This is a genomic window from Vibrio sp. 9-16B-A1, assembly GCF_056726165.1.
Genome location: NZ_JBSDZD010000018.1, coordinates 40,104 through 63,647 on the forward strand (window position 1 = coordinate 40,104; position 23,544 = coordinate 63,647).

The window sequence follows — 23,544 nt, forward strand, 5'->3', positions numbered from 1 at the left end:
GGTGATGGTTTTAACCTTCATTTAATATGTTGGAAAAATCCACACACACATTCTGGTGTTTTGTTACAAGAAAAAAGTGATTGATTTTTATAGGAATGGCGGGTGGTTTGAATAAAAGCGCTGTATGGCAAGCTTTGGGCAAAAAAAAGCAGAAATGACTTGAGTTTTGGAGGCAGTTATTGAATGATTTTTGCCCATAATAATAATACCTCCTAATTTCTCTCCCGTTGCCCCACCTCTCCGGTGGGGACTTTATTATTCAGGGAGATCAGGCCTCCGGCTCACCTTCATCTGACGCTTCTTCCAGCTCCAGTTCCAGCGCAGGGGCAAACCAGGTATCCAGTTTCGCACGCAGCTGATCCACGCCGATGCCTTTCAGGGATGAGAACATGTCTACCTGAACTTCACCACCAAACGCCAGTGACGCTTCGCGGATCTTCAGCAGAGTCGCTTTACGGGCGCCGCTTTTCAGTTTGTCAGCTTTAGTCAGCAGTACCTGAACAGGGATGCCAGACTCTACTGCCCAGTGGATCAGTTGCTGGTCCAGGTCTTTCATCGGATGACGGATATCCATCAGTACGACCAGGCCTTTCAGTGACTCACGCTTTTGCAGGTATTCACCCAGTGATTTCTGCCACTTTTTCTTCATCTCCAGCGGTACCTGGGCAAAACCATAGCCTGGCAGGTCGACAATATGGCAGTTGTCACACACCTTGAACAGGTTGATCAGCTGTGTACGGCCTGGCGTTTTACTGGTCTTGGCCAGGCTTTTCTGGTTGGTCAGGCGGTTCAGCGCGCTCGATTTGCCGGCGTTGGAGCGTCCAGCGAACGCGACTTCGATACCTGCATCTTCCGGCAGGTGACGAATATCTGGCGCACTGGTTATAAAATGCGTGTTTTGGTAATGAATTTTTACGCTCACTGTTAACTCCATCTCGTCTTTGTGTAGTTGAATGATTACTTTTTCGTTAAATTGTGTAAAATAACCGTGATCGGTATAAGGTCGCCTATTGTACCATGAGCACCCACATATAGTGGTACCGGAAGCTTGATAATTATAATGGAATGTCATGAAGAAATTAGCGCTAATCCTGAGTTTATTAGCCAGCTGCTCTGTATGGGCTCAGGGTAGTATCGAAGCTGGCAAAGCAAAATCCCAGACCTGTGTCGCCTGCCATGCAGCAGACGGTAACAGCCTCATTACCACCTATCCCAAGCTGGCCGGTCAGCACGCCGGGTATCTTGAAAAGCAGATGAAAGATCTCAAACTTGGCGGGGAAACCATGGGTAAACAGGGCCGGTATGACCCGGTAATGAGCCCGATGGCAATGCCTCTGAGTGAGCAGGATATGGCCGATCTGGCCGCTTATTATGCGTCGTTGCCGGTATCGGAAAACGCCACACCTGAAAACGTGGTAGCCAAAGGCAAGGTGCTCTATCAGGCCGGAGATATGGAGCGCGGCCTGACCGCTTGTATCGCCTGTCATGGCCCGCGTGGTAATGGTACTGAGCTTTCTGGTTTTCCGAAAATCTCCGGTCAGCACGCCGACTATGTTAAAGCGCAGTTACAAAAATTCCGGGCCATGGAGCGCGGTAATGATATGAATGCCATGATGCGAGACATCGCCAAAAAGATGACCGATGAAGACATTGAAGTCCTGTCTCAGTACGTCGGTGGTCTTCACTGACAGACAGGCAGCGATAAACAGAACAAACGGCAGCCCGGGCTGCCGTTTTTGCATTTGGCCAAAATGAACAAAAAATCTCCTCTGCTGCTAATTAATGCTCCAATCTGATATGAGTTTCTGGTATGTTGCGCTACCCTGATGGAGGAAGGCCCGATGCAAGCATGTCCGTTATGTGACTGTCACCAGACCCGTGACTATTTCAGCGATAAGCACAGAGACTATAAACAGTGTCTGCGTTGTGAGCTGGTGTTTGTCGATCCCAAAGACCGTCTGGATGCGACGCAGGAAAAAGTCTTCTACGATCTGCATGAGAATGACCCGGGCGATGCCGGATACCGCCGCTTTCTCAGTCGTATGGCCGAACCGATGGCCGCCCGTTTAAACCAGCCTTCCAGGGGGCTGGATTTTGGCTGCGGACCAGGCCCGACGCTCTCCCTGATGCTCGAAGAGCAGGGACACCAGATGTCACTGTATGATATCTACTATTATCCGGATAAGTCGGTACTCGACACTGAGTACGACTTTATGACTGCCACCGAGGTCATTGAGCACCTGTTTGACCCTAAATCGGTGTGGCAGCAATGGTTGAATTTAGTCCGGCCTGGAGGCTGGATAGGCGTGATGACCAAAATGGTGAAAGATCAGGACGCCTTTGCCAGCTGGCACTATAAAAACGACCTGACCCACGTGAGCTTTTTCAGCCGGGCGACCTTTTGCTACCTGGCGGAACGGGACGGACTCCAGCTCGAATTTGTTGGCAATGATGTTATTTTACTGAGGAAACCCGGTAATGAGCCGTACTAAGAAATCCAGAAAGCCTGGTGCCGCTGGGGCACCGGAGCCGATTGTTACCCGCAACCGCACTGAGTCTGATGTTGAAGGACGTCTGCGCAAGAAAAACAAAAAGCGCAAAGGCCTGAAGTCAGGCAGCCGTCACTCTGAAGGCAACGACAAGCAGCAGAACGGTGCAGGTAAAGCCAGAGACCCGCGTCTTGGCAGCAAGAAGAAAATCCCGCTGATCATCGAGCCGGTGAAGAAGCAGACTAAACAGGAACGCCGCCTGAGCGCTGAGCAGGAACTGGCGATGCTGGAGAACGATGCGCAGCTGAACATCCTGCTCGACCGTATTGAGTCCGGTGAGAGCCTGGGCGCTGGCCTGCAGAAACAGGTTGATGAGAAGCTGGACCGCATCGAAGCGCTGATGAAGCAGCTGGGCATTTTCGAAGAAGAGAGTGAAGAGTCTGAAGGCGGCGAGAGCAGCATCGGTGATACCGATATGTTCGATGAGTACGACTTCGACGAGTACAAGGACTGATAACCATGAACACTGCCTTACTGCTTGGTGCGGGCGGCCTGATCATTGCAGCACTGGGCGGCTACGCGGCCCATCTGCTGATCAGACTGCGCAGACAGAAGAAATTGCTGAGCCAGCAGCAGGCACTGGCGATGGGTAAGCGTAACGCCAACATTTTTGAGAATGTTGACCTGTTGTGCCAGGCCGGGATCCAGGGGCAGTGTGATTTATCGGAAATCAGTATCCGGGTGTGTGGCATGCTGGAATATCTTCAGGGTGACGAGCGTATCGACGCCGCCGCCGATTACCCGGCGCTGTACGAGCTTTATCAGACCGTGAATGAGATGGCGAGAGGCGAAGCGCGTCAGGCACTGGAAAAACAGGAGCGGATGCGTCAGAACCTTACTCGTCAAAAGGCAGAAGCCCGTCTTGGCGATGCCATCAACGAAGAGCTGAAGGCGCTCAGGGAGCGGGTCAGGCCGCTCAATGACCAGATCCTGGTGACCCAGGTCGGCTGATCGTCATCAAAAACGGCCGAAGCTCCATCCGGACGGGGCTTTGAACCGGATTTTGCAGTGATCCAGTCTGCAATTTCACACATTTCTGTTACAAATAATCTACCCAATTCTTTAGCTGCTATGCAGCTGTGGCAAAATAGCCGCTGAATTGACTAACCGGAAGCGTAAACCATGTCGAGCGAGCAAATTGTTTGGGACCAGGCGGTATTGGAAAAATACAATTACTCCGGCCCGCGCTATACCTCATACCCAACCGCAGTGGAGTTCCACGAAGCGTTTACCATTGCTGAGCTGGACATGGCCTGTACCCGCTACCCGGAGCGGCCACTGTCGCTGTACATTCATATCCCGTTTTGTCATAAGCTCTGCTACTACTGTGGCTGTAATAAGGTGATCACCCGTCACCAGCACAAGGCTGATGATTATCTGGATGTGCTGGAGCACGAGATCCGCCAGCGCGCTTCGCTGCTTTCCGGCCGTGAAGTAACCCAGCTGCATTTTGGAGGCGGTACACCGACCTTTCTGAATAAAGCCCAGATCACCCGCCTGATGCGCCTTATCCACGAAGAGTTCATATTTGACCAGGATGCGGAAATCAGCATCGAGGTGGACCCGCGTGAGATTGAGCTGGATATGCTCGACCACCTGCGCGCAGAAGGCTTCAACCGTCTGAGTATCGGCGTGCAGGACTTCAATAAAGAAGTGCAGCAGCTGGTGAACCGCGAGCAGGATGAAGCATTTATTTTTGCCATGGCGGAGCGTGCCCGTGAACTGGGTTTCCGTTCAACCAACCTGGACCTCATCTATGGCCTGCCAAAGCAGACCAAAGAGAGCTTTGCACAGACCCTGCAGCAGGTACTGACCATGCGCCCGGGCCGCCTGTCGGTATTTAACTATGCCCACATGCCACAGCTGTTTGCTGCCCAGCGCAAAATCAAAGATGAAGACCTGCCGGCTGCAGAAGAGAAAATGGCGATCCTGCAGGACACGATAGCGACTCTGACCGGTGCCGGTTACCAGTTTATCGGTATGGACCACTTTGCCCTGCCGGATGACGAGCTGGCTGTGGCCCAGCGCGGCGGCGTACTGCACCGCAACTTCCAGGGCTATACCACTCAGGGCGAATGCGACCTGATCGGTTTTGGCGTGTCGGCGATTTCTATGGTGGGTGACTGTTACGCCCAGAACCAGAAAGAGCTGAAGAAGTACTACGCTCAGGTCAACGAGATGCGCCACGCCTTGTGGAAAGGGGTCTCGCTGGAGAAAGATGACCTGATCCGCCGCGAAGTGATCAAGCAGCTGATCTGTAACTTCCGCCTCGACACCCGTGCCATTGAGCAGCAGTTCGGTCTGACGTTTAAACGTTACTTTGACGAAGACCTGAAGCTGCTGCAGACCTTTATCGACGATGAGCTGGTGGAGCACGATGGCCAGTGGATTCAGGTCACCCTGCGTGGCCGCCTGCTGATCCGCAACATCTGTATGTGTTTTGATAAGTACCTGCGCCAGCGGGCACGCCAGCAGCAGTTTTCGAGGGTGATATAAGGCGCTGGGCCCTAGGTACTCGGCCCTGGGGGAGTTCGCGATACGTGATTTGGGAAATCGAAGCTATCGTGTTGTAAGTAAGGTTTGAGTAAGAAAACCTGTTTGCAGAGCCCAGAGCCCAGAGCCCAGAGCCCAGAGCCCAGAGCCCAGAGCCCAGAGCCCAGAGCCCAGAGCCCAGAGCCCAGAGCCCAGAGCCAATAAAAAACCGCTGACACTTCAGCGGTTTTTTAATACCTTCCGTTTCGCTTAATCCCCGTCCCGCTTCATGTTAACAAGATCTGACGGCCATTCTGAGAATGGCATCGGGTGGCCGAAAAGGTAGCCCTGTGCCTGCGGGCAGCCGAGTTTTTTCAGCATTGAGGCCTGAGCCTGGGTTTCTACGCCTTCGGCGACCAGGTTGGATTTGAAGCCCTGGGTCATGTTGACGATCGCGGCCACGATTGAGGTGTCCATGGTCTCTTCACTCAGTTGGGTGATAAAGGAGCGGTCTATCTTCAGGCAGTCAAACGGCAGTTTGTGCAGGTAGGCCAGCGACGAGTAGCCGGTACCAAAATCATCAATCGCGATTTTGATCCCCAGCGCTTTGATGGCTTTCATGTTTTTCAGGATCACCGGATCGTTATCGACAATGCGGGATTCGGTTATTTCCAGGGTCAGGTTACCGGCCGGCAGCTGACTGTCTTTGAGTACCCCGCGCAGTTCACCGATAAAGCCGGTGTGGGACAGCTGGTTCACCGACAGGTTCACGTGCAGGCTGAAGTCCGCCGGCCACTGTCCGCCGTGGATCGCCAGCGCGGTATCAGTGCAGGATTTGAGCAGGATTTGCTCGCCAATCTCACTGATCAGGCCGCTCTCTTCGGCGATCGGGATAAACTCAAATGGCGGCACCACGCCACGCTCCGGGCTTACCCAACGCGCCAGTGCTTCAGCCCCCAGTACTTCTCCGCTCTCCAAATCAATGATCGGCTGATAGAAAGGCACAAACTCGCTGTTGGCGATCGCCATGTTCATCTCGGCCAGAGTCTGGGTTTTCCTGCGTGAGGCATCGGCCATTTCCGGGCGGTAACGGGCCAGGCGCAGCGGCTCCTGCTTGGCGTGGCTCAGGGCGATGCTGGCGTTGCGCAGCCAGGTGCTCATGTTGGTGGTGTTGTCAGTCTCGACCTGGCCCACTGAAATGTTGATTACCACGGTTTCGTTGCCCATCTGGAACGGGGCATTGAACGCCTGGCGGATGCGGTTGGTGATCTCTTCCAGGCTGCCGTTCTGTTGATCCTGAGGCAGGAAAATCGCAAACTCATCGCCACCCACCCGGGCCAGCATGGCGCTGTCCTGGCATTGCTGACGCAGGCGTTCGGCCATGATTACCAGCAGTTGGTCACCGCTGTAGTGGCCGAGACTGTCGTTAATTTCGCGGAAGCGGTCGATACCGAGCAGCAACAGGATGCCATTATCGAGCGATGGCAGTTTGCAGCTTGCTTCAATCAGACCCTGACGGCTGTAAAGCTGGGTCAGGGAGTCGTAGACCAGTTGGGTGCGCAGCGCTTCGAAGGATTGCTTGAGGCTGTCGGCCATGTTGTTAAACGCCGATACCAGCATCGAGGTCTCGAAGATCTGTCCCGGCTCAGGCATGGTGCTGTTCCAGTCACCTTTGGCCAGCTCTTTGGCGGCATTGGCGGTACTGGTGATCGGCCGGGTGATGCGGTTAAATGCCAGCGCGCCCATCAGCAGGCCAATCAGGCCAACCAGCAGCGCCACCAGCAGGCCCTGTTGCTGCTGCTGAGGCAGCTCACCGAGCAGTTCACGCTCAGAAATACTCACCATGATGTACCAGTCGAGGCCAAAGGTGCTCTTAAAGCGCGACAGCTTGTTGAAGTAGCGCTCCCCGTCCTGGCTGAACTCAAACATATAGCTGGAGTAGGGGGTGGTCAGCCTGGAGAAATCGATATGGCCGGCCCCGGAAGCGATCACCGGATTCGGGCTTTCAGCCACCAGCATTCGGGTACCTTTGGGGGAGTTTTCGCTGCCCTGTGATACCACGCCGCCAGGTTCGGAGTGAGCGATCAGCCGGGTCTCTTTATCAAAGATGTACATCGAGGCGGTGGTACGGTCTTTCTGATAGCGCAGGAACTGGTTAAAGGTGTTGATGCGGATATCAGATACCATGACCCCAATCAGGCCGTCAGTGCCCATCACCGGGTTGATGGCAGACAGGGTGATCTCCTGACGTTCATCGGCGTTGGCATAAACCTCAGACCAGGATGGCTGCAGGCTTTTGGCTGCCGGGGTGTACCAGGGGCGAACCCTTGGATCGTAGTTCTGGAAACGGGAGCGGACACCAGAGCGCGGGTCGCTGCCCTGGTAGATCAGCAGTTCATCCTGGGTGCGCTGGTCCTGCAGCATCAGGGTGAAGCTGTTATTGGGTTCACGGCGAAAGCCGACAAACTCTCCGCCTTCGCCACCAAAGCCAATCACATCGAGGTGCTCGATATGCGGATTCAGATGGGTAAAGCTCATCGCCAGGAAGTCTTCGATTTCTGACATATCATTGGCGCGGTAGAGCTCGCTGAACTCGACGGTGCGGGTCAGGGCGATATTGGTGCGGAACGGCTCTTCAAGGAAAACCGACAGCCGGCTTTTGATGTTCTCGGTGAAGGCGACCAGCTGTTTGTGGCTGAGTTTGGCCACCATGTTTTCATAGCTGTAGAACTGGACGGCGGCGATCACACCAAAGGTGACCAGGAAAATGGCCACAAAAGGGAGAATTACAGCGCTGCGCAGGGTGAGTTGTTTTTTTGCCATCAGTTATCGTTTAACGGTCATATCGGGTGATTGTTATCGCTCACACCTGACGGCGCACTCACTCAGCTTATTCCGAGCTCTTTCAGTTTCCGTGTCAGTGTGTTACGTCCCCAGCCTAATAGTTTAGCAGCATCTTGTTTGTGACCATTGGTATGTCTCAGTGCTGTTCTTAACATTATACGTTCAAATTCGGGCAGTGCATAAGAGAGCAGCTCAGTTTCTCCGTTTTTCAGCGCGTCTGATGCCCAGTTTTCCAGCTGGTCCTGCCAGTTTTCTGCTCCGGTTGCGGAAGATTTCACCGTTGTGGCCGTCAGCAGCTCCCTTGGCAGATCACCAGGAAGTACCTCGTTCCCGCTTGCCATTACCGTCAGCCAGCGGCAAACGTTCTCCAGCTGGCGCACATTACCCGGCCAGTCGAGCTGGTTGAGCTGCTCAGTGGTGGAGGGGTGAAGGGTCTTCATTTCCACACCCAGCTCAGTGGCGGCCATGCGCAGGAAGTGCTGGGTCAGTTTTTCGATATCCTGCCTGCGTTCGCGCAGTGATGGGATGTGTACCCGGATAACGTTGAGGCGGTGGAACAGGTCTTCACGGAAATCGCCGTCGGCGACCCTCTGCTCCAGGTCCTGGTGGGTGGCGGCGATAATACGCACGTCCACATTGACCGGTGAGTGACCGCCAACCCGGTAGAACTGGCCATCCGCCAGCACCCGCAGCAGCCGGGTCTGAATATCCAGCGGCATATCGCCGATCTCATCCAGAAACAGGGTGCCGCCGTTGGCCTGCTCGAAGCGTCCCTGGCGCACCGAGTTGGCCCCGGTGAAGGCCCCTTTTTCGTGACCAAACAGCTCTGATTCGATCAGGTCTTTGGGGATCGCCGCCATGTTCAGGGCGATAAACGGATTCTTTGCCCTCGGGCTGTGGCGGTGCAGGGCGTGCGCCACCAGCTCTTTACCCGTACCCGATTCACCGTTGATAAGCACTGAGATAGATGAGCGTGAGAGGCGGCCAATGGCCCGGAATACTTCCTGCATCGCCGGTGCTTCGCCGATGATTTCCGGCGCTTTGGCGGCCAGGTCGTCGTCCCCGGCTTTTTGGGTGCGCTGCTCAAAGGCGTGGGTCAGGGCCCGCTCTACCAGTGCCAGGGTTTCATCAATATCGAACGGCTTTGGAAGGTACTCAAACGCGCCTTCGTGGTAGGCGTTTACTGCCGCGTCGAGGTCGGAGTGAGCGGTCATGATAATCACCGGCAGATCCGGATACTGCTGGTGGACCTGTTTGAGCAGCGCCAGGCCGTCCATGCCCGGCATACGGATGTCGGAGACCAGTACGTCCGGGGCCTCGCGTTGCAGCGCCTGCAGGACGCTTTCTGCATCGGCGTAGGTTTCGCAGCGGATCTGAGCCGAGGAGAGGGTCTTCTCCATCACCCAGCGGATCGAACTGTCGTCATCGACCACCCAAACATAACCTTTACTCATAGTCAGTATCCTTGCAGCTCACGCTAAAAAATCGGTAATAAAACGGTGAATGTGGTTTTGCCCGGCCAGCTCTCCACTTCAATTTTTCCCTGATGCTGGTCGATCAGGTTTTGTGAAATCGACAGCCCCAGCCCGGTGCCCCCCTCACGGCCACTGACCATGGGGTAGAACAGGGTGTCCTGCAGCTCGGGCGGGATACCCGGGCCGTTGTCGATTACGTCTATTTTGGCCGCCAGCTTGTGGCGGGTGCCGTGAATATTGGCTTGATGCACCGTTCTGGTGCGCACCAGAATGTCGCCGTCATTTTGCCCGGTGAGGATCTGGGCGGCGTTGCTGACGATATTAAGCAGCGCCTGTTCTATCTGGTCCGGGTCCATCATCAGCGCAGGCAGGCTGGGGTCATAGTCACGGCGGATAGTCAGCCGGTTACCGTTGTCGAGCTCAACCAGCTGGCGGACTTTCTCCAGTACCAGGTGCAGGTTAACCCGCTCTTTGCGGCCGGGTCTTTGTGGCCCAAGAAGACGGTCAACCAGTGAGCGCAGTCGGTCCGCCTGTTCGATGATGATCTGGGTGTACTCTTTGAGCTCCGGCTCCGGCAGCATCCGTGCCAGCAGCTGCGCCGCACCGCGCAGACCACCAAGAGGATTTTTGATCTCATGGGCCAGGCCGCGCACCAGCTCTTTGGCCGCCTGCTGCTGGGCGTGCTGGTTGAGCTCCTGACTGAGGCGGCGTTGCTGGTCGGTCTGACGCAGTTCCACCAGCAGCAGTACCTGTTTCTGCCAGGTGACCGGACTGACGGTGACTTCCAGCATCACCGGGCGGCCGTCAATCACAAAGGTGACGTCACTGTCGGTGATGCTCTGGCCGGACTGAAGTGGCTGGCTGAGCAGGCTGAGGTCCATCGATGCGTGTTGTACCAGGCCTGGCAGGGGGGCACCCAGCAGGCGCTTGGAGCTCTGGGAAAACAACTGCTCTGCCGCCGGGTTGGCGTAACACAGCCCCAGATGCTCATCGAGCAACAGGGTCGCGGTGACAACATTGTTGATAATGGTGGTCGAGAGTTGGTCGTTGATCTGCATGCTTACCTGCCTTCACTCCGATGCACCAAAATGGTGCGCGGTGCCTGTAAGTATGGAGCAAGGCAGGCATAAAGCCAATCAGATCCTCAGGATAAGCTCCTGTTATTGCGAGCTTTTCTTTTGGATAACCCTGTTCCGGTGAAGATGCACCGTGATAGAAGGGGTTGTTGCAATAAGCTTGCCATCTTTTAAGGCATTGATTGATAAGGTATGTGTGCCGCGATCTACGTTGGTCAGGGACCAGGCGAGGCGGGACTGGGGTGCGCCGTACTCTTCTCCGTTGAGCAGCAGTTGCAGTTGTTCGCCCAATTGCAGTTTCCGGTTGGCAGAGAGTTTTATTTCGATTTTGCCCGGATTGCTGCGGATGGTCTGGTCGTTACGCGGATTATTCCATTCCAGCGCCAGTGCGGCCTGCGGGACCGGATCCTCTTCCGGGACAGTTCCTTCTTCTGGCTGCAGTTCAGGCTCAGGGAGCAGGGTTTCCTCCTGTGCTTCATCTGCGGGCGGGACCGGTGCGCTTTTCAGCGTCAGGGCCTCGGCCTGCTGCCCGGATGGCGGGGTATCACTGAAGTGACGGATACCATTTTCATCAACCCAGGTATAAGCGGTCTGGGCCAGGGCAAAAGGGGACAACAGAACGAACAGGGCAGGCAGCGCAAAACGCATCAGGGGTCTCCGTGCATTTGGTTGAGTAAATTTTACTCTATGGCAGGAGCAATGGGATGCAAATAAACAAAAGGCCCGCCTGCGAGGCGAGCCTTAGTTTTTCTGTAACAGTTACAGTGAATTACACTGAGTAGTACAGTTCGAATTCCAGTGGGTGAGTGGTCATGTTCACTTTTTCCACGTCCTGAGATTTCAGCTCGATGTAAGAATCGATGAAGTCATCAGAGAATACACCGCCAGCGGTCAGGAACTCACGGTCTGCATCCAGAGAATCCAGCGCGTCTTTCAGTGAGTAAGCCACGGTTGGGATTTCTGCAGCTTCTTCAGCCGGCAGGTCGTACAGGTCTTTGTCCATTGCATCGCCAGGGTGGATCTTGTTCTTGATACCGTCAAGACCAGCCATCAGCATAGCCGCGAAGCACAGGTATGGGTTCGCAGATGGATCGCCGAAGCGTACTTCGATACGGCGTGCTTTCGGGCTTGGTACCACAGGGATACGGATAGAAGCAGAGCGGTTACGTGCAGAGTAAGCCAGCATAACTGGTGCTTCGAAGCCAGGAACCAGACGCTTGTATGAGTTGGTTGATGCGTTAGCAAAGGCGTTGATTGCACGTGCGTGCTTGATGATACCGCCAATGTAGTACAGAGCCATTTCAGACAGGCCGCCGTATTTGTCACCGGCAAACAGGTTAACGCCATCTTTGCCCAGAGACATGTGAACGTGCATACCAGAGCCGTTATCACCAACCAGTGGCTTAGGCATGAAGGTTGCGGTCTTACCAAATGCGTGCGCTACGTTGTGAACCACGTACTTGTAGATCTGGATTTCATCTGCTTTTGCAGTCAGGGTGTTGAAACGGGTTGCGATTTCGTTCTGACCCGCAGTTGCCACTTCGTGGTGGTGCGCTTCAACAACCAGGCCCATCTCTTCCATTACCAGACACATTGCAGAACGGATGTCCTGAGATGAGTCAACCGGAGCAACCGGGAAGTAACCGCCTTTAACGCCAGGACGGTGACCTTTGTTACCTTCTTCGAAGTCAGTACCTGTGTTCCATGCCGCTTCCACGTCGTCGATCTTGAAGAAAGAACCAGACATGTCGGTTGCGAACTTCACGTCGTCAAACAGGAAGAACTCTGGCTCAGGACCAACCAGAACAGTGTCTGCGATGCCTGCAGAGCGCATGAAGTCTTCAGCGCGCTTGGCGATAGAGCGTGGGTCACGGTCGTAGCCCTGCATGGTTGCAGGCTCCAGAATGTCACAACGGATGTTCAGGGTTGCGTCTTCTGTGAATGGGTCCAGTACTGCGCTTGACGCATCTGGCATCATCACCATGTCAGATTCGTTGATGCCTTTCCAGCCAGCAACAGAAGAACCGTCGAACATCTTGCCTTCTTCAAAGAAGTCAGCGTCAACCTGGTGAGCAGGGATAGAGATATGCTGCTCTTTACCTTTTGTGTCGGTGAAGCGCAGGTCAACAAACTTCACTTCGTTTTCTTGGATCAGCGATAGAACGTTTTCTACTGACATCTTGGATAACCTCCGGTGTAAATAATGCTTCGGCGCAATATTGGTGAAATTAAAAATCTGTTACTGATTAATCTTGTGCGTGTTAATCAGTGACGATTTCTATTAAGCCAAAACTGTGCCAGTTTTTAAATCCGTTTAAAATCAACAGACTAAGTTTATCTGATTGATCGTAGTGCAAGTTTCTGCACCAAAATGATCTGCGATTGCACCATATTGGTGCGTGGGCGTGCCGGGATTCGCAACCGGTTTCGTGCCCGACATTATTTCGCACCCCGGCTACACTAAAGTCAATGCAAATTTTTGTTTCACCGGCTTTATCCGTTGAACCGCCGGGCCCGGGCGGTGACGGGAGCGCGTTTTGCCGATAAAAAAAGCGTTCCATGTCACATAAATGTGGGAATTTGGCCAAAATCTGGTACATTATTGGCCGTTTTTTTAATCAGTGCAGTGGCAGGCATGTCGCCTCGCGGCTTCACCCTTTGAGTGAATCAAAATCCATGACGACTCCAAACATCGATAACCTAAGAAATATCGCGATCATCGCGCACGTTGACCACGGTAAAACTACCCTGGTAGATAAGCTGCTTCAGCAGTCAGGCACCCTGGAATCACGCGGTGAAGTGGAAGAGCGGGTCATGGACTCGAACGACATCGAAAAAGAGCGTGGTATTACCATCCTGGCGAAAAACACCGCCATCAACTGGAACGACTACCGCATCAACATCGTAGATACCCCGGGACACGCCGACTTCGGTGGTGAGGTTGAGCGTATCATGTCTATGGTTGACTCTGTGCTGCTGATCGTTGACGCGGTTGACGGCCCAATGCCTCAGACCCGTTTCGTAACTCAGAAAGCTTTTGCTCACGGCCTTAAGCCTATCGTAGTTATCAACAAGATCGACCGCCCTGGCGCGCGTCCTGACTGGGTAATGGATCAGGTATTTGACCTGTTCGACAACCTGGGTGCAACTGACGAGCAGCTGGACTTCCAGGTGATCTACGCATCAGCACTGAACGGCTGGGCAAGCGCAGAAGAAGGCGAGACCGGCGAGAACATGGAACCTCTGTTCCAGGCGATCGTTGATACCGTAGAAGCGCCTCAGGTTGATATGGACGGCCCGCTGCAGATGCAAATCTCTCAGCTGGACTACAGCTCTTACGTGGGTGTTATCGGTGTTGGCCGTGTTACCCGTGGTACCGTGAAAGCGAACCAGCAGGTAACTGTGGTTGGTGCTGACGGTAAAACCCGTAACGGTAAAGTGGGTACGGTACTGGGTTACCTGGGTCTTGAGCGTCACGAAGTGGATCAGGCGGCAGCCGGCGACATTATCGCTATCACCGGTCTGGGTGAACTGAAGATCTCTGATACCATCTGTGCGCAGAACGCGGTAGAAGCCCTGCCTCCACTGAGCGTGGATGAGCCAACCGTAACCATGACTTTCCAGGTAAACACCTCTCCGTTCGCGGGTAAAGAAGGTAAGTTCGTGACTTCACGTAACATCCTTGAGCGTCTGGAAAAAGAACTGGTACACAACGTAGCACTGCGCGTTGAGCAGACTGAAGACCCGGACAAGTTCCGCGTATCAGGCCGTGGTGAGCTTCACCTGTCTATCCTGATCGAAAACATGCGTCGTGAAGGCTTCGAGCTGGCGGTATCACGCCCTGAAGTAATCATCAAAGAAGAAGACGGCCAGCTGATGGAACCGTTTGAGACTGTAACCATTGACGTAATGGAAGAGCACCAGGGCGGCATCATGGAGAACATCGGCCTGCGTAAAGGTGAGCTGACTGACATGTCTCCGGATGGCAAAGGCCGTATCCGTATGGACTTCATGATGCCATCACGTGGTCTGATCGGCTTCCAGACAGAGTTCATGACCCTGACTTCAGGTTCTGGCCTGATGTACCACACGTTTGACCATTACGGTCTGCACAAAGGCGGTGAGATCGGCCAGCGCATCAACGGCGTACTGATCGCAAACGCAGCGGGTAAAGCCCTGACCAACGCCCTGTTTAACCTGCAGGAGCGCGGCCGTCTGTTCATTGGCCACGGTGTGGAAGTGTACGAAGGCATGGTTATCGGTATTCACAGCCGTGACAACGACCTGACAGTAAACGCCCTGAAAGGCAAGCAGCTGACCAACGTTCGTGCATCTGGTACTGATGACGCTCAGGTTCTGACTCCACCTATCGTGATGACTCTGGAGCAGGCTCTGGAATTCATCGATGATGACGAGCTGGTAGAAGTAACTCCGGAAAGCATCCGTATCCGTAAGAAGCACCTGACTGAAAGCGACCGTAAACGCGCGGCGCGTGGTGCTATCTAATCCCGGATTAGTGGTATAAACAACACCCTGGTTTAGTGATAAGCCGGGGTGTTTTTGTATGGGCGGTACGAGGTTCGTGGTACTTGGTTCGCGGGAAAGAAGGAAAAGCAGATGAAACCGGTTGTGATTACTGGCGGGCCGGGGGCGGGGAAGACGACCCTGATTGGTGCGCTGGGTGAAAAGGGGTATGCGACGTTTGAAGAGGCGTCACGGCGTCTGATTGAAGAGCAGAGCGCGCTGGAAGACGGGATTTTGCCCTGGAATGATATGGCCGGGTTTGCCTCTTTATGCTTTGGGATCATGGGTGACCAAAAGCTCACAGCGCTGCACGCAGGCAAAACCGCCTTCATGGACAGGGCGCTGGGTGATATCTGTGCCTACATGACCATGAGCGGCCTGACCCCGGATGATGAGCTGAAAAATACCGCCAGAGATTACCACCCAATAGTCTTCGCCTGCCGCCCGGAAAAGAGTATCTATGTGCAGGATGACGTGCGCCCGTATCCGTTCGAACAGGCGCTGGAAATTCATGAATGGCTGGTTAAGACATACACCGGGCTGGGATTTGAGGTGGTTGAGGTGCCGTTTACGGACGTTGATGACAGAGTATTGTGGATATTACGCCATCTTTGATTTATCTGTATTCAACAAGACATATTGATCCTGTTGTTATTTACAAATTCAATAATAAGCTGTTTCGCTAAGTGTAAATTTATTCTTTTGGATACTCTGGCGCTTTATTCTCTTATTTACAATATTCTCCATAGAGAAATAACGTTATACCTGTTGGTATTATATTTACGGAGTGTAAGTTACAAATCATCCAACTGTAACAGGTTGGTTTCGATATTGCTTATCCAGTGTTCAAAAGTTTCTGGTGAAACTTTGTACAGAACATAGTTCATTACGAATTTGTCTCGCATAGAGATATACAATAATGTTTCATTCCCATTACAAATAACCTCAAAGTCAATACTTTCTCCGCTGTCAGAATTTGTTACGTATCCCAGTGAGCCACTATTGACCATATAGTTCTGGCATTGGCTGCTATTTGATATGCGGGTGAAGCTCAGGCTTGCTTTTCTTGAGATTGTTTTAAGCTTTTGCAGATCTCTGAGGTTCAGGCTCTCTACCAGGACAAAGTTTCTGTATTTGGAGCCGTATATGTGGAATGAATGGGAGTTGTCTGATGTGAACTTTACAATGGGCAGATCAGCTGAAATTAACTCTGCTCTTGTATTTAACGCGAAAGCAGATTCAGAAACTGACAGAAATAACAGTACGGTAATCCCAATTACTTTACTGAAGCTCATTTGTCCTGAAGGTATTGTGCGGAAAGGAGACGTTAAAAAAAATAGCTCTCTCATACGGCATGTTTCTCATGTTTTTAAAGGTCTGTTGCAGCGGAACTGGAATGGGTGCCACATATTTGCCAATTATATTTAAATATCAGCTCATAGCAACAGGTTTTATAAGCACAATGCTTATGTGCTCATTGTGGATTGACGGGCGTGATGTAGAGGCGCCTTAAATGCGTATTGCATTCATAGTCGCTGATTAAACTATTGTGGGAAGCACAGGTAATACCGGTACTTTTGTTTTATGACAGCTCGTTATATGAGAGCTGCAGGAATATGACTGATACCTGGCTTATGAAGGTGGAACTGGCTCATTCGTAATGTGCACTGATTGCTACAGGCAGGATATATATTATTTGTTAGTGAGTATAAGGAGACAGTGAAAGCATAATGTCTCCTTTACAGATTATTTTAAAAGTTTCCGTATGCTTCTTTCGAAGTTTTTGCGAGCTACTTCAACTTTGCCAAAAATTTATCCGATTCCGCAATCGCCGCTTTCATCTCTTTGATCGCCACTTCGATGTCTTTTTCCAGGCTCATAAACTCGCCCTGCAGTGAGCCGATGGCGTTGGCGTTGAGGTTGTGTTTCAGGTAGAGGGTGTTGTCGCGCAGGGTATTGAGTACCGGCGTCATCTTGCTTTCGGCGCGTTTCATCGCACGCAGCATGGAGTTATACGAACTGCGGGTCTGTTTGAGTTTGGCTTCACTGTCGCGGCGCAGTTTGGCGCTGGTGTAGAGCTCCAGCTCGTTTTCCCACTCTTCAAACAGGGCCTCGGAGACATCTTCGATGGAAGCGATGCGATCCGCGACTTTTTGTGCCGCTTTCTCGCTGTCTTCGTACTTATCGTTGATCTGGTTATACATTTTCTCCAGGTCGCCGCCATCAAATGCGGTCAGGGAGGAGAGGGCTTCCAGCGCGCTGGTGAACTCCTGTTGTGCGTCCTGCTGGGCGGTTTTGGCCTCTTCTACCCGGTCCACCATGATATCGCGTTTGTGAATGCCGACCGTTTCCATCGCAGAGTAGTAAGTTGACTGACAGCCCGCCATCAAAGCGACGCACAAAAACAATAAATTACGCATCAAAGAGTCCTTTTCGTTTACAATAGATAAGCTTAATCATAACAGTGGATGGTATCACCACTGATGTCACGTCTTAACAGCAGGATAGCAAATCTTTGAGAGGGAGAGCCACTTTGACCCCGGCCGAAATCGCGAATCAAATCCACAGTTTTTTCCGGTATCTGCTTAGCCGGGTCACTCATGATCGCCTGACAGTCAGTGCGGGCTATATGGCCTATATTACCCTGCTGTCGCTGGTTCCCCTGCTGACGGTGCTGCTGTCTGTGTTGTCCGGTTTTCCGGTGTTTGCCAATGTGGGCGATGTGCTGCAGGACTTCGTGATCCAGAATTTTGTGCCTCACGCCGGTGAGGTGGTCAAATCGGCGCTGAATGATTTTGTTGCCAATACCGGTAAGATGACCGCGGTGGGTGGTGTATTCCTGTTTGTTGCGGCGCTGATGCTGATCTCCAATATCGACAAGAGCCTTAACTATATCTGGCGGGTGAAAGCCAAACGCCGCCGGGTCTACTCGTTTTCCATGTACTGGATGGTGCTGACGCTGGGGCCGATCCTGGCCGGGGCGAGTATCGCGGTGACTTCCTACATCACTTCGCTCAGTTTCCTGGACAGCGAGACGGTATTCACCCTGACCGCATATTTTTTGCGCTGGCTGCCCTTCCTGCTCTCATTTGTTGCTTTTATGGGGCTTTATCTTCTGGTGCCGAACATCAAAGTGAACCTGGCGGATGCTGCTGTCGGTGCGCTGGTAGCGGCGGTGCTGTTCGAAGCGAGTAAGAAAGGCTTCGCTCTGTACATCACGACCTTCCCTTCTTATCAGTTGATCTATGGTGCGCTTGCCGCGATTCCGATCCTGTTTGTGTGGGTCTATGTCTGCTGGCTGATTGTATTGCTGGGCGCGGAGATTACCGCCAGCCTGGGTGAGAGGGAGATGTGGTACAGTAGCCCGCAAGAACAACAGGCCACACCGGCCGAAATAACAGATCAGCAAGGAAACAAGAGTGATAGCACTGATACAGAGAGTGAGCGAAGCCGCAGTACGGGTGGACGGTGAAGTAACCGGTCAGATTGATAAAGGGCTTCTGGTACTGCTGGGCGTGGAAAAAGGCGATGACGAAGCCAAGGCCAAACGCCTGATCGAGCGGGTACTGACTTACCGGGTATTTGAAGACGATGAGGGCAAAATGAACCTCAACGTGAAACAGGTGAACGGAAGCGTATTGGTGGTGTCTCAATTTACATTACCGGCAGACACCAAAAAAGGCACCCGCCCGGGCTTTTCCAAAGGCGCCAGCCCGGCCGATGCAGAGCACTGGTACGACTATTTTGCCGACAACTGCGCCACACAACTGCCGACCGAACGCGGCCGTTTTGGTGCAGATATGAAAGTGTCACTGGTGAATGATGGACCGGTGACGTTCTGGTTGCAGGTATAAAAATCAGGTACGTGGTTCGTGGGCGCTTCGCTCCGGGGTACGCGGGGAGCTCGTTGACGCTTCTGTAACAGCTTCGGCAGAGGATGCTTGACGCTGCGGGTTGCGAGCAACAGGCTGGCGAACCGCGAACCGCGAACCGCGAACCGCGAACCGCGAACCGCGAACCGCGAACCGCGAACCGCGAACCGCGAACCGCGAAATGAAAAGGATTTCCATGTTTAAACTCATTACCCCGGCGACGCCGAATCAGCTTAACAAGTATTACCACTTTCGCTGGCAGATGCTGCGTGAGCCGTGGCGGTTGCCGATTGGCTCGGAGCGGGATGAGTTTGACGAGATGAGCCATCACCGGGTGATCACCGACAGCAAGGGCAGGCCGATGGCGATTGGCCGGTTGTACATCACACCGGACAGTGAAGGTCAGATCCGCTATATGGCGGTGAAGCCGAACCGCCGCAGTCGTGGGCTGGGTTCGCTGGTGCTGGTGGCTCTGGAGTCGCTGGCGCGTCAGGAAGGGGCCAAGCGGCTGGTGTGTAATGCCCGTCAGGACGCGATCGCTTTCTATGAAAAGAATGGCTTTGTCAGTCATGGTGAACTGAGTGATGAACGCGGGCCGGTACGCCATCAGCAGATGGTTAAAGAGCTGGACCCGATGGCGAATGTACTGCGCAGGCCGGAATGGTGCGCAGAACTGCAGCAGCGCTGGGAGCAGCAGATACCGATAAGCGACAAGATGGGGATCAAAATCAACCAGTACACCGGCTACCGTTTTGAGTGTGCCGCACAACTCAATCCCAATCTCAACCCACATAACACCATGTTTGCCGGTTCAGCCTTTACCCTTGCGACACTGACAGGGTGGGGAATGACCTGGCTTCTGATGCGGGAGCGTGGGCTGAAAGCGGGTATCGTGCTGGCAGACAGTCATATCCGCTATCGTCATCCGGTTGAGCAGAATCCGCTGGCGGTGACCTCCCTTGACGGGATCAGTGGTGACCTGGACAGGCTGGAGAGTGGCCGCAAAGCCAGGGTGATTGTTCGGGTAACCATATTCAGCGGTGACCACCCAGCGGTGGAATTTACCGGGACTTATATGTTGTTGCCAGATCCGCCTCAGCCGGACATGGCCTGATTTTCAGCAGCTGCTCATCGCGCATCAGGTCAAACCGGACTGCGCCACATTTTCCTTCCAGTGAAAGCGATATATCGGCTTTCTCAGGCTCTGCGAGATCCGCATCCACACTGAACTGGCCTGAGAGTTCAGAAGGATTCAGTCCGGCTGGGGTCGAGCTCAGGCGGCCGCGGTCGGCATTGACGGTCAGTTTATTGAAGCTGAGAGTGGTTCCGGCGGTGATCCCCAACTGCTCTTCCAGCGATGCCGGCAAAACGAAGTCGGGCAGTTCCAGTACCATAAAGCCTTCCAGTGAGTGGGCCAGCATGTGCCTGTCCCCGCCAAGGCCTTTCAGGTCGAACTGAAAATCCGCCAGGCTCTTAACCGGCATCTGCCATTCGCTGCTCAGATTCAGTCTTTCCAGATCCAGCCCTTCCGCGGCAAACTTCAGATGCCATGGGTGGCTCGGCGCATCAAAACGCCATTCGCCCTGTGCGCGTACCAGCCCCTGGTCCAGCGGCAGGATAAATTTGTCCAGATAGCTGGTGCCATTGGCTGCATGGGCTTCAAGCAGCAGCTGTGAGCCGATGAGTTTGCCGTAGCTGATGCTGTTGGCAGACAGTGACAGCTCTCCCTGCCACAATCCCCATTCTCCGTCCCTGCGCAGCTGGAGGTCTTTTCCGCGAAGGTTCAGTCCGGAAGTCTGGCGTCTTGGTTTGGAGAGCAGGTCGATGTACTGACTGTGGCGGATGCGCAGCTCATTGATGTGGATCTGCTGCCAGTCGGGCAGGGCAGCGGGCAATGCCTGTTCATGAATGGATGCCAGCCATTCCAGCCCGCTCAGGGTCAGGTGGCTGAAGCGGGCGCTTTCAGGGGTAATTCGTCCTGACAGCTGGACATTACCCCGGGCAATTCCGGTACTGAAATCAGTCAGCCCGATTTCTCCCGGGCTGAAGCGGGCATCGAGTACCGGCTCCTGCCACAGTTGCTCTTTCCAGCGCAGGCTTTCTGCGTTAAATGAGAGCAGTGCGTTTTGCTGCCATGGACTGTCCGGCCATTGCCAGTTCTCCAGGGTCAGGTCGCCCTGGGTCAGTGCGAAGTTTTCGGTGTCGATATTGGCATCAAGCAGGTCCAGGCGCTGAACGTAAACCGGCTGGGAGCGCAGTGCTTCAATCAGAGTACCCGGCAGGGTTAAGCGGCTGGATTTCAGGTTTAGTTTGTTTATCGCGCTGTTGATCAGGTGCCACTCTCCATCCTGCCACTGGGCCTGGGTGGAAAAATCCGCACCGCGCCATTTAAATGAGAGCCCGTAGATCTTTTTGCTTTCTGGCAGGTAATCCCCGTCAGCTAATAGCTGGTTGATAGCCTCTCCACGCCAGTACACCTGATCGGCGGAAGCCTGCCATTCTCCAAACCACGGCAGGGTACCGGATGGTGCCGGTCGGGGATTTTTTATCTGGAAAGCCAGTTCGCGGATCACCAGCGGGCCATTGGAATAGTCAAGGTGTTCAGCGGCCAGCTGATTGAGCCGGATCTGTTTCGGCCAGCTGAACACCGGTGTACCTTTGGTCAGGGTAAAACCACTCAGCAGTACGCTGTCGATGATGAGTTTGTTGTTTTGGATAAGCGCGGGATTGAGCCACAGCTGGAGGTTTTCAATATACAGCGGCTCAGGGCTGGTGCTGATTTCAACCCCATGCAGGGAGAAGTGGTAAGGAGAGTGGTACTCGGCCAGTTCCACCCGTACCTGTGTATCGGTCAGTTTCGGAGCCAGGTAGTTTATAATCGGGGTTGCGTAGCCGGTATGGAGCAGGCCAAACAGCACCAGTACCCCAGCCAGCGGCAGGCACAGCAACAGGATCAGTAGTGCAGTGGCTTTTTTCATATCCATGAATCCGGCGGAGACCATTTTGGCCGTTGGATCCCAGAGTGAAGCAAAACGAACACACTTTCAACAAAAAAGCCCCTCAAAAGAGGGGCTTGGCAGGAAAAATATGGCTTAGTCCAGTTTAGGGCCGGCGGCAATCAGTGCCTTACCTTCCGCATTGTCTGTGTACTTCTCAAAGTTCTTGATGAAGCGCTGAGCCAGATCTTCAGCTTTGCTTTCCCACTGCAGCGGATCCACATAAGTATCGCGTGGGTCCAGGATTGTAGGGTCTACGCCAGGCAGGGAAGTCGGTACTTTCAGGTCGAAGACCGGGATCTGCTTGGTTTCTGCTTCTTCGATAGAACCGTCTAGGATTGCGTCGATGATACCGCGGGTATCCTGAATCGAGATACGCTTACCGGTACCATTCCAGCCGGTGTTCACCAGGTAAGCTTCAGCACCGGCCGCTTCCATGCGTTTCACCAGTACTTCAGCGTACTTGGTTGGGTGCAGGGTCAGGAAGGCCGCGCCGAAACAGGCCGAGAAGGTCGGGGTTGGCTCGGTGATGCCGCGCTCAGTACCCGCCAGCTTGGCCGTAAAGCCAGACAGGAAGTGGTACTTGGTCTGCTCAGGAGTCAGTTTCGCTACCGGAGGCAGTACGCCGAATGCATCTGCCGTCAGGAAGATAACTTTCTGAGCGTGGCCCGCTTTGGAAATCGGCTTAACGATGTTTTCGATATGGTGAAGCGGGTAAGAAACACGGGTGTTTTCTGTCTTCGAGCCATCGTCAAAGTCGATAGAGCCGTCAGGACGAACGGTTACGTTCTCCAGCAGGGCATCACGGCGGATTGCGTTGTAGATGTCCGGCTCAGCTTCTTTCGAAAGCTTGATGGTTTTCGCGTAACAGCCACCTTCGTAGTTGAAGATACCTTCGTCATCCCAGCCGTGCTCATCATCACCGATCAGCGCGCGTTTAGGATCGGTAGAGAGGGTAGTCTTACCGGTACCGGACAGGCCAAAGAAGACAGCGGTGTCGCCTTTTTCACCTACGTTGGCACTACAGTGCATCGACGCGATACCGCGCAGAGGCAGGAAGTAGTTCATCATGGCGAACATGCCTTTCTTCATTTCGCCGCCGTACCAGGTACCGCCGATCAGCTGCATCTTTTCGGTCAGGTTGAATACGGTGTAGTTTTCCGAGTTCATGCCGTGCTCTTTCCACTTAGGGTTAGTGGTTTTCGCTGCGTTCATGATCACGAAGTCAGGCTCGAAATTCACCAGCTCTTCTTCGGTTGGACGGATAAACATGTTTTTCACGAAGTGTGCCTGCCAGGCCACTTCTGTGATCACCCGGATACAGAGACGGGTGTCTTCGTTGGTACCACAAAAACCGTCGATAACAAACAAACGCTTACCAGACAGCTGCCTGGTGGTCAGTTCTTTCAGATCTGCCCACGCTTCAGGCGTGATAGGCTTGTTATCGTTTTTAACCGCATCAGAGGTCCACCACATGTGTTCTTCTGTTGAGGCATCCTTAACGATAAATTTATCTTTTGGTGAGCGTCCGGTAAAAATACCGGTGTCTACAGCAACAGCTCCCATCTCTGTCACGATACCTTTTTCGTATCCTTCCAGTTCAGGGCGGGTCTCTTCTTCGAACAGCATCTCGTAACTTGGGTTGCGAACAACCTCTTTTACGTCAGTCAGTCCATATTTGGTGAGATCGAGTTGTGCAGCCTTAGTATGTTCCATAACGGTCATAGGTGCTCCTT

20 protein-coding genes are annotated in these 23,544 nt (G+C 53.5%); 10 read left to right on the forward strand and 10 right to left on the reverse strand.

Annotated features, from left to right (window positions below):
- Nucleotides 1–268: 268 nt before the first annotated feature.
- A complete protein-coding gene (gene yihA / locus ACVB80_RS21705) occupies nucleotides 269–934 on the reverse strand; it encodes a ribosome biogenesis GTP-binding protein YihA/YsxC (RefSeq protein WP_481083379.1) in 666 nt (221 codons plus the stop codon).
- A gap of 136 nt (nucleotides 935–1,070) precedes the next feature.
- Between yihA and ACVB80_RS21710 the strand changes: the two genes are divergently transcribed.
- The 5 genes from ACVB80_RS21710 to hemN all read left to right on the forward strand — a co-directional run bounded on the left by ACVB80_RS21710 (nucleotide 1,071) and on the right by hemN (nucleotide 5,045).
- A complete protein-coding gene (locus ACVB80_RS21710; RefSeq protein ID WP_481083380.1) occupies nucleotides 1,071–1,688 on the forward strand; it encodes a c-type cytochrome in 618 nt (205 codons plus the stop codon).
- Between the two features lie 153 nt (nucleotides 1,689–1,841).
- Nucleotides 1,842–2,492, forward strand: a complete 651-nt coding sequence (locus ACVB80_RS21715; protein WP_481083381.1) for a class I SAM-dependent methyltransferase — start codon at nucleotides 1,842–1,844, stop codon at nucleotides 2,490–2,492.
- On the forward strand, nucleotides 2,479–3,003 hold the full coding sequence (gene yihI, locus ACVB80_RS21720) for a Der GTPase-activating protein YihI (RefSeq protein ID WP_481083382.1): 525 nt from the start codon (nucleotides 2,479–2,481) through the stop codon (nucleotides 3,001–3,003). The genes ACVB80_RS21715 and yihI overlap by 14 nt, the downstream gene beginning before the upstream one ends.
- 5 nt (nucleotides 3,004–3,008) lie before the next feature.
- Nucleotides 3,009–3,500 carry a DUF2489 domain-containing protein gene (locus ACVB80_RS21725; RefSeq protein WP_481083383.1) on the forward strand — a complete coding sequence of 164 codons (492 nt, stop codon included), beginning with the start codon at nucleotides 3,009–3,011 and terminating at the stop codon, nucleotides 3,498–3,500.
- 171 nt (nucleotides 3,501–3,671) lie between these two features.
- Nucleotides 3,672–5,045 (forward strand): oxygen-independent coproporphyrinogen III oxidase, encoded by a 1,374-nt coding sequence (gene hemN / locus ACVB80_RS21730; RefSeq protein ID WP_481083384.1) that lies wholly within the window; start codon nucleotides 3,672–3,674, stop codon nucleotides 5,043–5,045.
- A gap of 246 nt (nucleotides 5,046–5,291) precedes the next feature.
- Here hemN and gepA read toward each other — a convergent pair whose 3' ends face one another.
- The 5 genes from gepA to glnA form a co-directional block, all read right to left on the reverse strand.
- Entirely contained in the window at nucleotides 5,292–7,847 is a 2,556-nt protein-coding gene (gene gepA, locus ACVB80_RS21735; RefSeq protein WP_481083424.1) for a phosphodiesterase GepA, read from the reverse strand.
- Between the two features lie 59 nt (nucleotides 7,848–7,906).
- Entirely contained in the window at nucleotides 7,907–9,319 is a 1,413-nt protein-coding gene (gene glnG / locus ACVB80_RS21740; RefSeq protein ID WP_481083385.1) for a nitrogen regulation protein NR(I), read from the reverse strand.
- A gap of 23 nt (nucleotides 9,320–9,342) precedes the next feature.
- Nucleotides 9,343–10,398, reverse strand: coding sequence for a nitrogen regulation protein NR(II) (gene glnL, locus ACVB80_RS21745; protein ID WP_481083386.1), 1,056 nt, complete (start codon nucleotides 10,396–10,398; stop codon nucleotides 9,343–9,345).
- A gap of 102 nt (nucleotides 10,399–10,500) precedes the next feature.
- Entirely contained in the window at nucleotides 10,501–11,064 is a 564-nt protein-coding gene (locus ACVB80_RS21750; RefSeq protein ID WP_481083387.1) for a DUF4124 domain-containing protein, read from the reverse strand.
- Between the two features lie 121 nt (nucleotides 11,065–11,185).
- The gene (gene glnA / locus ACVB80_RS21755; protein ID WP_481083388.1) at nucleotides 11,186–12,595 is read right to left on the reverse strand and encodes a glutamate--ammonia ligase; all 1,410 of its coding nucleotides are present in this window, start codon (nucleotides 12,593–12,595) and stop codon (nucleotides 11,186–11,188) included.
- Between the two features lie 497 nt (nucleotides 12,596–13,092).
- Between glnA and typA the strand changes: the two genes are divergently transcribed.
- A complete protein-coding gene (typA, locus tag ACVB80_RS21760) occupies nucleotides 13,093–14,922 on the forward strand; it encodes a translational GTPase TypA (RefSeq protein ID WP_481083389.1) in 1,830 nt (609 codons plus the stop codon).
- Nucleotides 14,923–15,033: 111 nt separating this feature from the next.
- Nucleotides 15,034–15,555 (forward strand): AAA family ATPase, encoded by a 522-nt coding sequence (locus ACVB80_RS21765; protein WP_481083390.1) that lies wholly within the window; start codon nucleotides 15,034–15,036, stop codon nucleotides 15,553–15,555.
- 179 nt (nucleotides 15,556–15,734) lie between these two features.
- Here the strand turns inward: ACVB80_RS21765 and ACVB80_RS21770 are convergent, their stop codons facing one another.
- Complete coding sequence (locus tag ACVB80_RS21770; RefSeq protein WP_481083391.1) at nucleotides 15,735–16,289, reverse strand: hypothetical protein; 555 nt, start codon at nucleotides 16,287–16,289, stop codon at nucleotides 15,735–15,737.
- 441 nt (nucleotides 16,290–16,730) lie between these two features.
- On the reverse strand, nucleotides 16,731–17,360 hold the full coding sequence (locus ACVB80_RS21775) for a DUF2959 domain-containing protein (RefSeq protein WP_481083392.1): 630 nt from the start codon (nucleotides 17,358–17,360) through the stop codon (nucleotides 16,731–16,733).
- Between the two features lie 113 nt (nucleotides 17,361–17,473).
- On the opposite strand from ACVB80_RS21775, the gene ACVB80_RS21780 reads away from it, so the two are divergent.
- The 3 genes from ACVB80_RS21780 to ACVB80_RS21790 all read left to right on the forward strand — a co-directional run bounded on the left by ACVB80_RS21780 (nucleotide 17,474) and on the right by ACVB80_RS21790 (nucleotide 19,926).
- A complete protein-coding gene (locus ACVB80_RS21780) occupies nucleotides 17,474–18,412 on the forward strand; it encodes a virulence factor BrkB family protein (RefSeq protein WP_481083393.1) in 939 nt (312 codons plus the stop codon).
- Entirely contained in the window at nucleotides 18,360–18,794 is a 435-nt protein-coding gene (dtd, locus tag ACVB80_RS21785; RefSeq protein ID WP_481083394.1) for a D-aminoacyl-tRNA deacylase, read from the forward strand. The genes ACVB80_RS21780 and dtd overlap by 53 nt, the downstream gene beginning before the upstream one ends.
- Nucleotides 18,795–19,008: 214 nt before the next feature.
- Nucleotides 19,009–19,926 (forward strand): bifunctional GNAT family N-acetyltransferase/hotdog fold thioesterase, encoded by a 918-nt coding sequence (locus tag ACVB80_RS21790; RefSeq protein WP_481083395.1) that lies wholly within the window; start codon nucleotides 19,009–19,011, stop codon nucleotides 19,924–19,926.
- Here the strand turns inward: ACVB80_RS21790 and ACVB80_RS21795 are convergent.
- Entirely contained in the window at nucleotides 19,874–21,790 is a 1,917-nt protein-coding gene (locus ACVB80_RS21795; protein WP_481083396.1) for an AsmA family protein, read from the reverse strand. The two genes, ACVB80_RS21790 and ACVB80_RS21795, sit on opposite strands and share 53 nt — an antisense overlap.
- A gap of 114 nt (nucleotides 21,791–21,904) precedes the next feature.
- Nucleotides 21,905–23,533 carry a phosphoenolpyruvate carboxykinase (ATP) gene (gene pckA / locus ACVB80_RS21800; RefSeq protein ID WP_481083397.1) on the reverse strand — a complete coding sequence of 543 codons (1,629 nt, stop codon included), beginning with the start codon at nucleotides 23,531–23,533 and terminating at the stop codon, nucleotides 21,905–21,907.
- Nucleotides 23,534–23,544: the final 11 nt, after the last annotated feature.

Excerpts from the sequence above, each read along its gene's own strand:
- yihA (WP_481083379.1), bottom strand. The coding sequence starts at position 934 with ATGGAGTTAACAGTGAGCGTAAAAATTCATTACCAAAACACGCATTTT.
- ACVB80_RS21710 (WP_481083380.1), top strand. The coding sequence starts at position 1,071 with ATGAAGAAATTAGCGCTAATCCTGAGTTTATTAGCCAGCTGCTCTGTA.
- ACVB80_RS21715 (WP_481083381.1), top strand. The coding sequence starts at position 1,842 with ATGCAAGCATGTCCGTTATGTGACTGTCACCAGACCCGTGACTATTTC.
- yihI (WP_481083382.1), top strand. The coding sequence starts at position 2,479 with ATGAGCCGTACTAAGAAATCCAGAAAGCCTGGTGCCGCTGGGGCACCG.
- ACVB80_RS21725 (WP_481083383.1), top strand. The coding sequence starts at position 3,009 with ATGAACACTGCCTTACTGCTTGGTGCGGGCGGCCTGATCATTGCAGCA.
- hemN (WP_481083384.1), top strand. The coding sequence starts at position 3,672 with ATGTCGAGCGAGCAAATTGTTTGGGACCAGGCGGTATTGGAAAAATAC.
- glnG (WP_481083385.1), bottom strand. The coding sequence starts at position 9,319 with ATGAGTAAAGGTTATGTTTGGGTGGTCGATGACGACAGTTCGATCCGC.
- glnL (WP_481083386.1), bottom strand. The coding sequence starts at position 10,398 with ATGCAGATCAACGACCAACTCTCGACCACCATTATCAACAATGTTGTC.
- ACVB80_RS21750 (WP_481083387.1), bottom strand. The coding sequence starts at position 11,064 with ATGCGTTTTGCGCTGCCTGCCCTGTTCGTTCTGTTGTCCCCTTTTGCC.
- glnA (WP_481083388.1), bottom strand. The coding sequence starts at position 12,595 with ATGTCAGTAGAAAACGTTCTATCGCTGATCCAAGAAAACGAAGTGAAG.
- typA (WP_481083389.1), top strand. The coding sequence starts at position 13,093 with ATGACGACTCCAAACATCGATAACCTAAGAAATATCGCGATCATCGCG.
- ACVB80_RS21765 (WP_481083390.1), top strand. The coding sequence starts at position 15,034 with ATGAAACCGGTTGTGATTACTGGCGGGCCGGGGGCGGGGAAGACGACC.
- ACVB80_RS21770 (WP_481083391.1), bottom strand. The coding sequence starts at position 16,289 with ATGAGAGAGCTATTTTTTTTAACGTCTCCTTTCCGCACAATACCTTCA.
- ACVB80_RS21775 (WP_481083392.1), bottom strand. The coding sequence starts at position 17,360 with ATGCGTAATTTATTGTTTTTGTGCGTCGCTTTGATGGCGGGCTGTCAG.
- ACVB80_RS21790 (WP_481083395.1), top strand. The coding sequence starts at position 19,009 with ATGTTTAAACTCATTACCCCGGCGACGCCGAATCAGCTTAACAAGTAT.
- ACVB80_RS21795 (WP_481083396.1), bottom strand. The coding sequence starts at position 21,790 with ATGAAAAAAGCCACTGCACTACTGATCCTGTTGCTGTGCCTGCCGCTG.
- pckA (WP_481083397.1), bottom strand. The coding sequence starts at position 23,533 with ATGACCGTTATGGAACATACTAAGGCTGCACAACTCGATCTCACCAAA.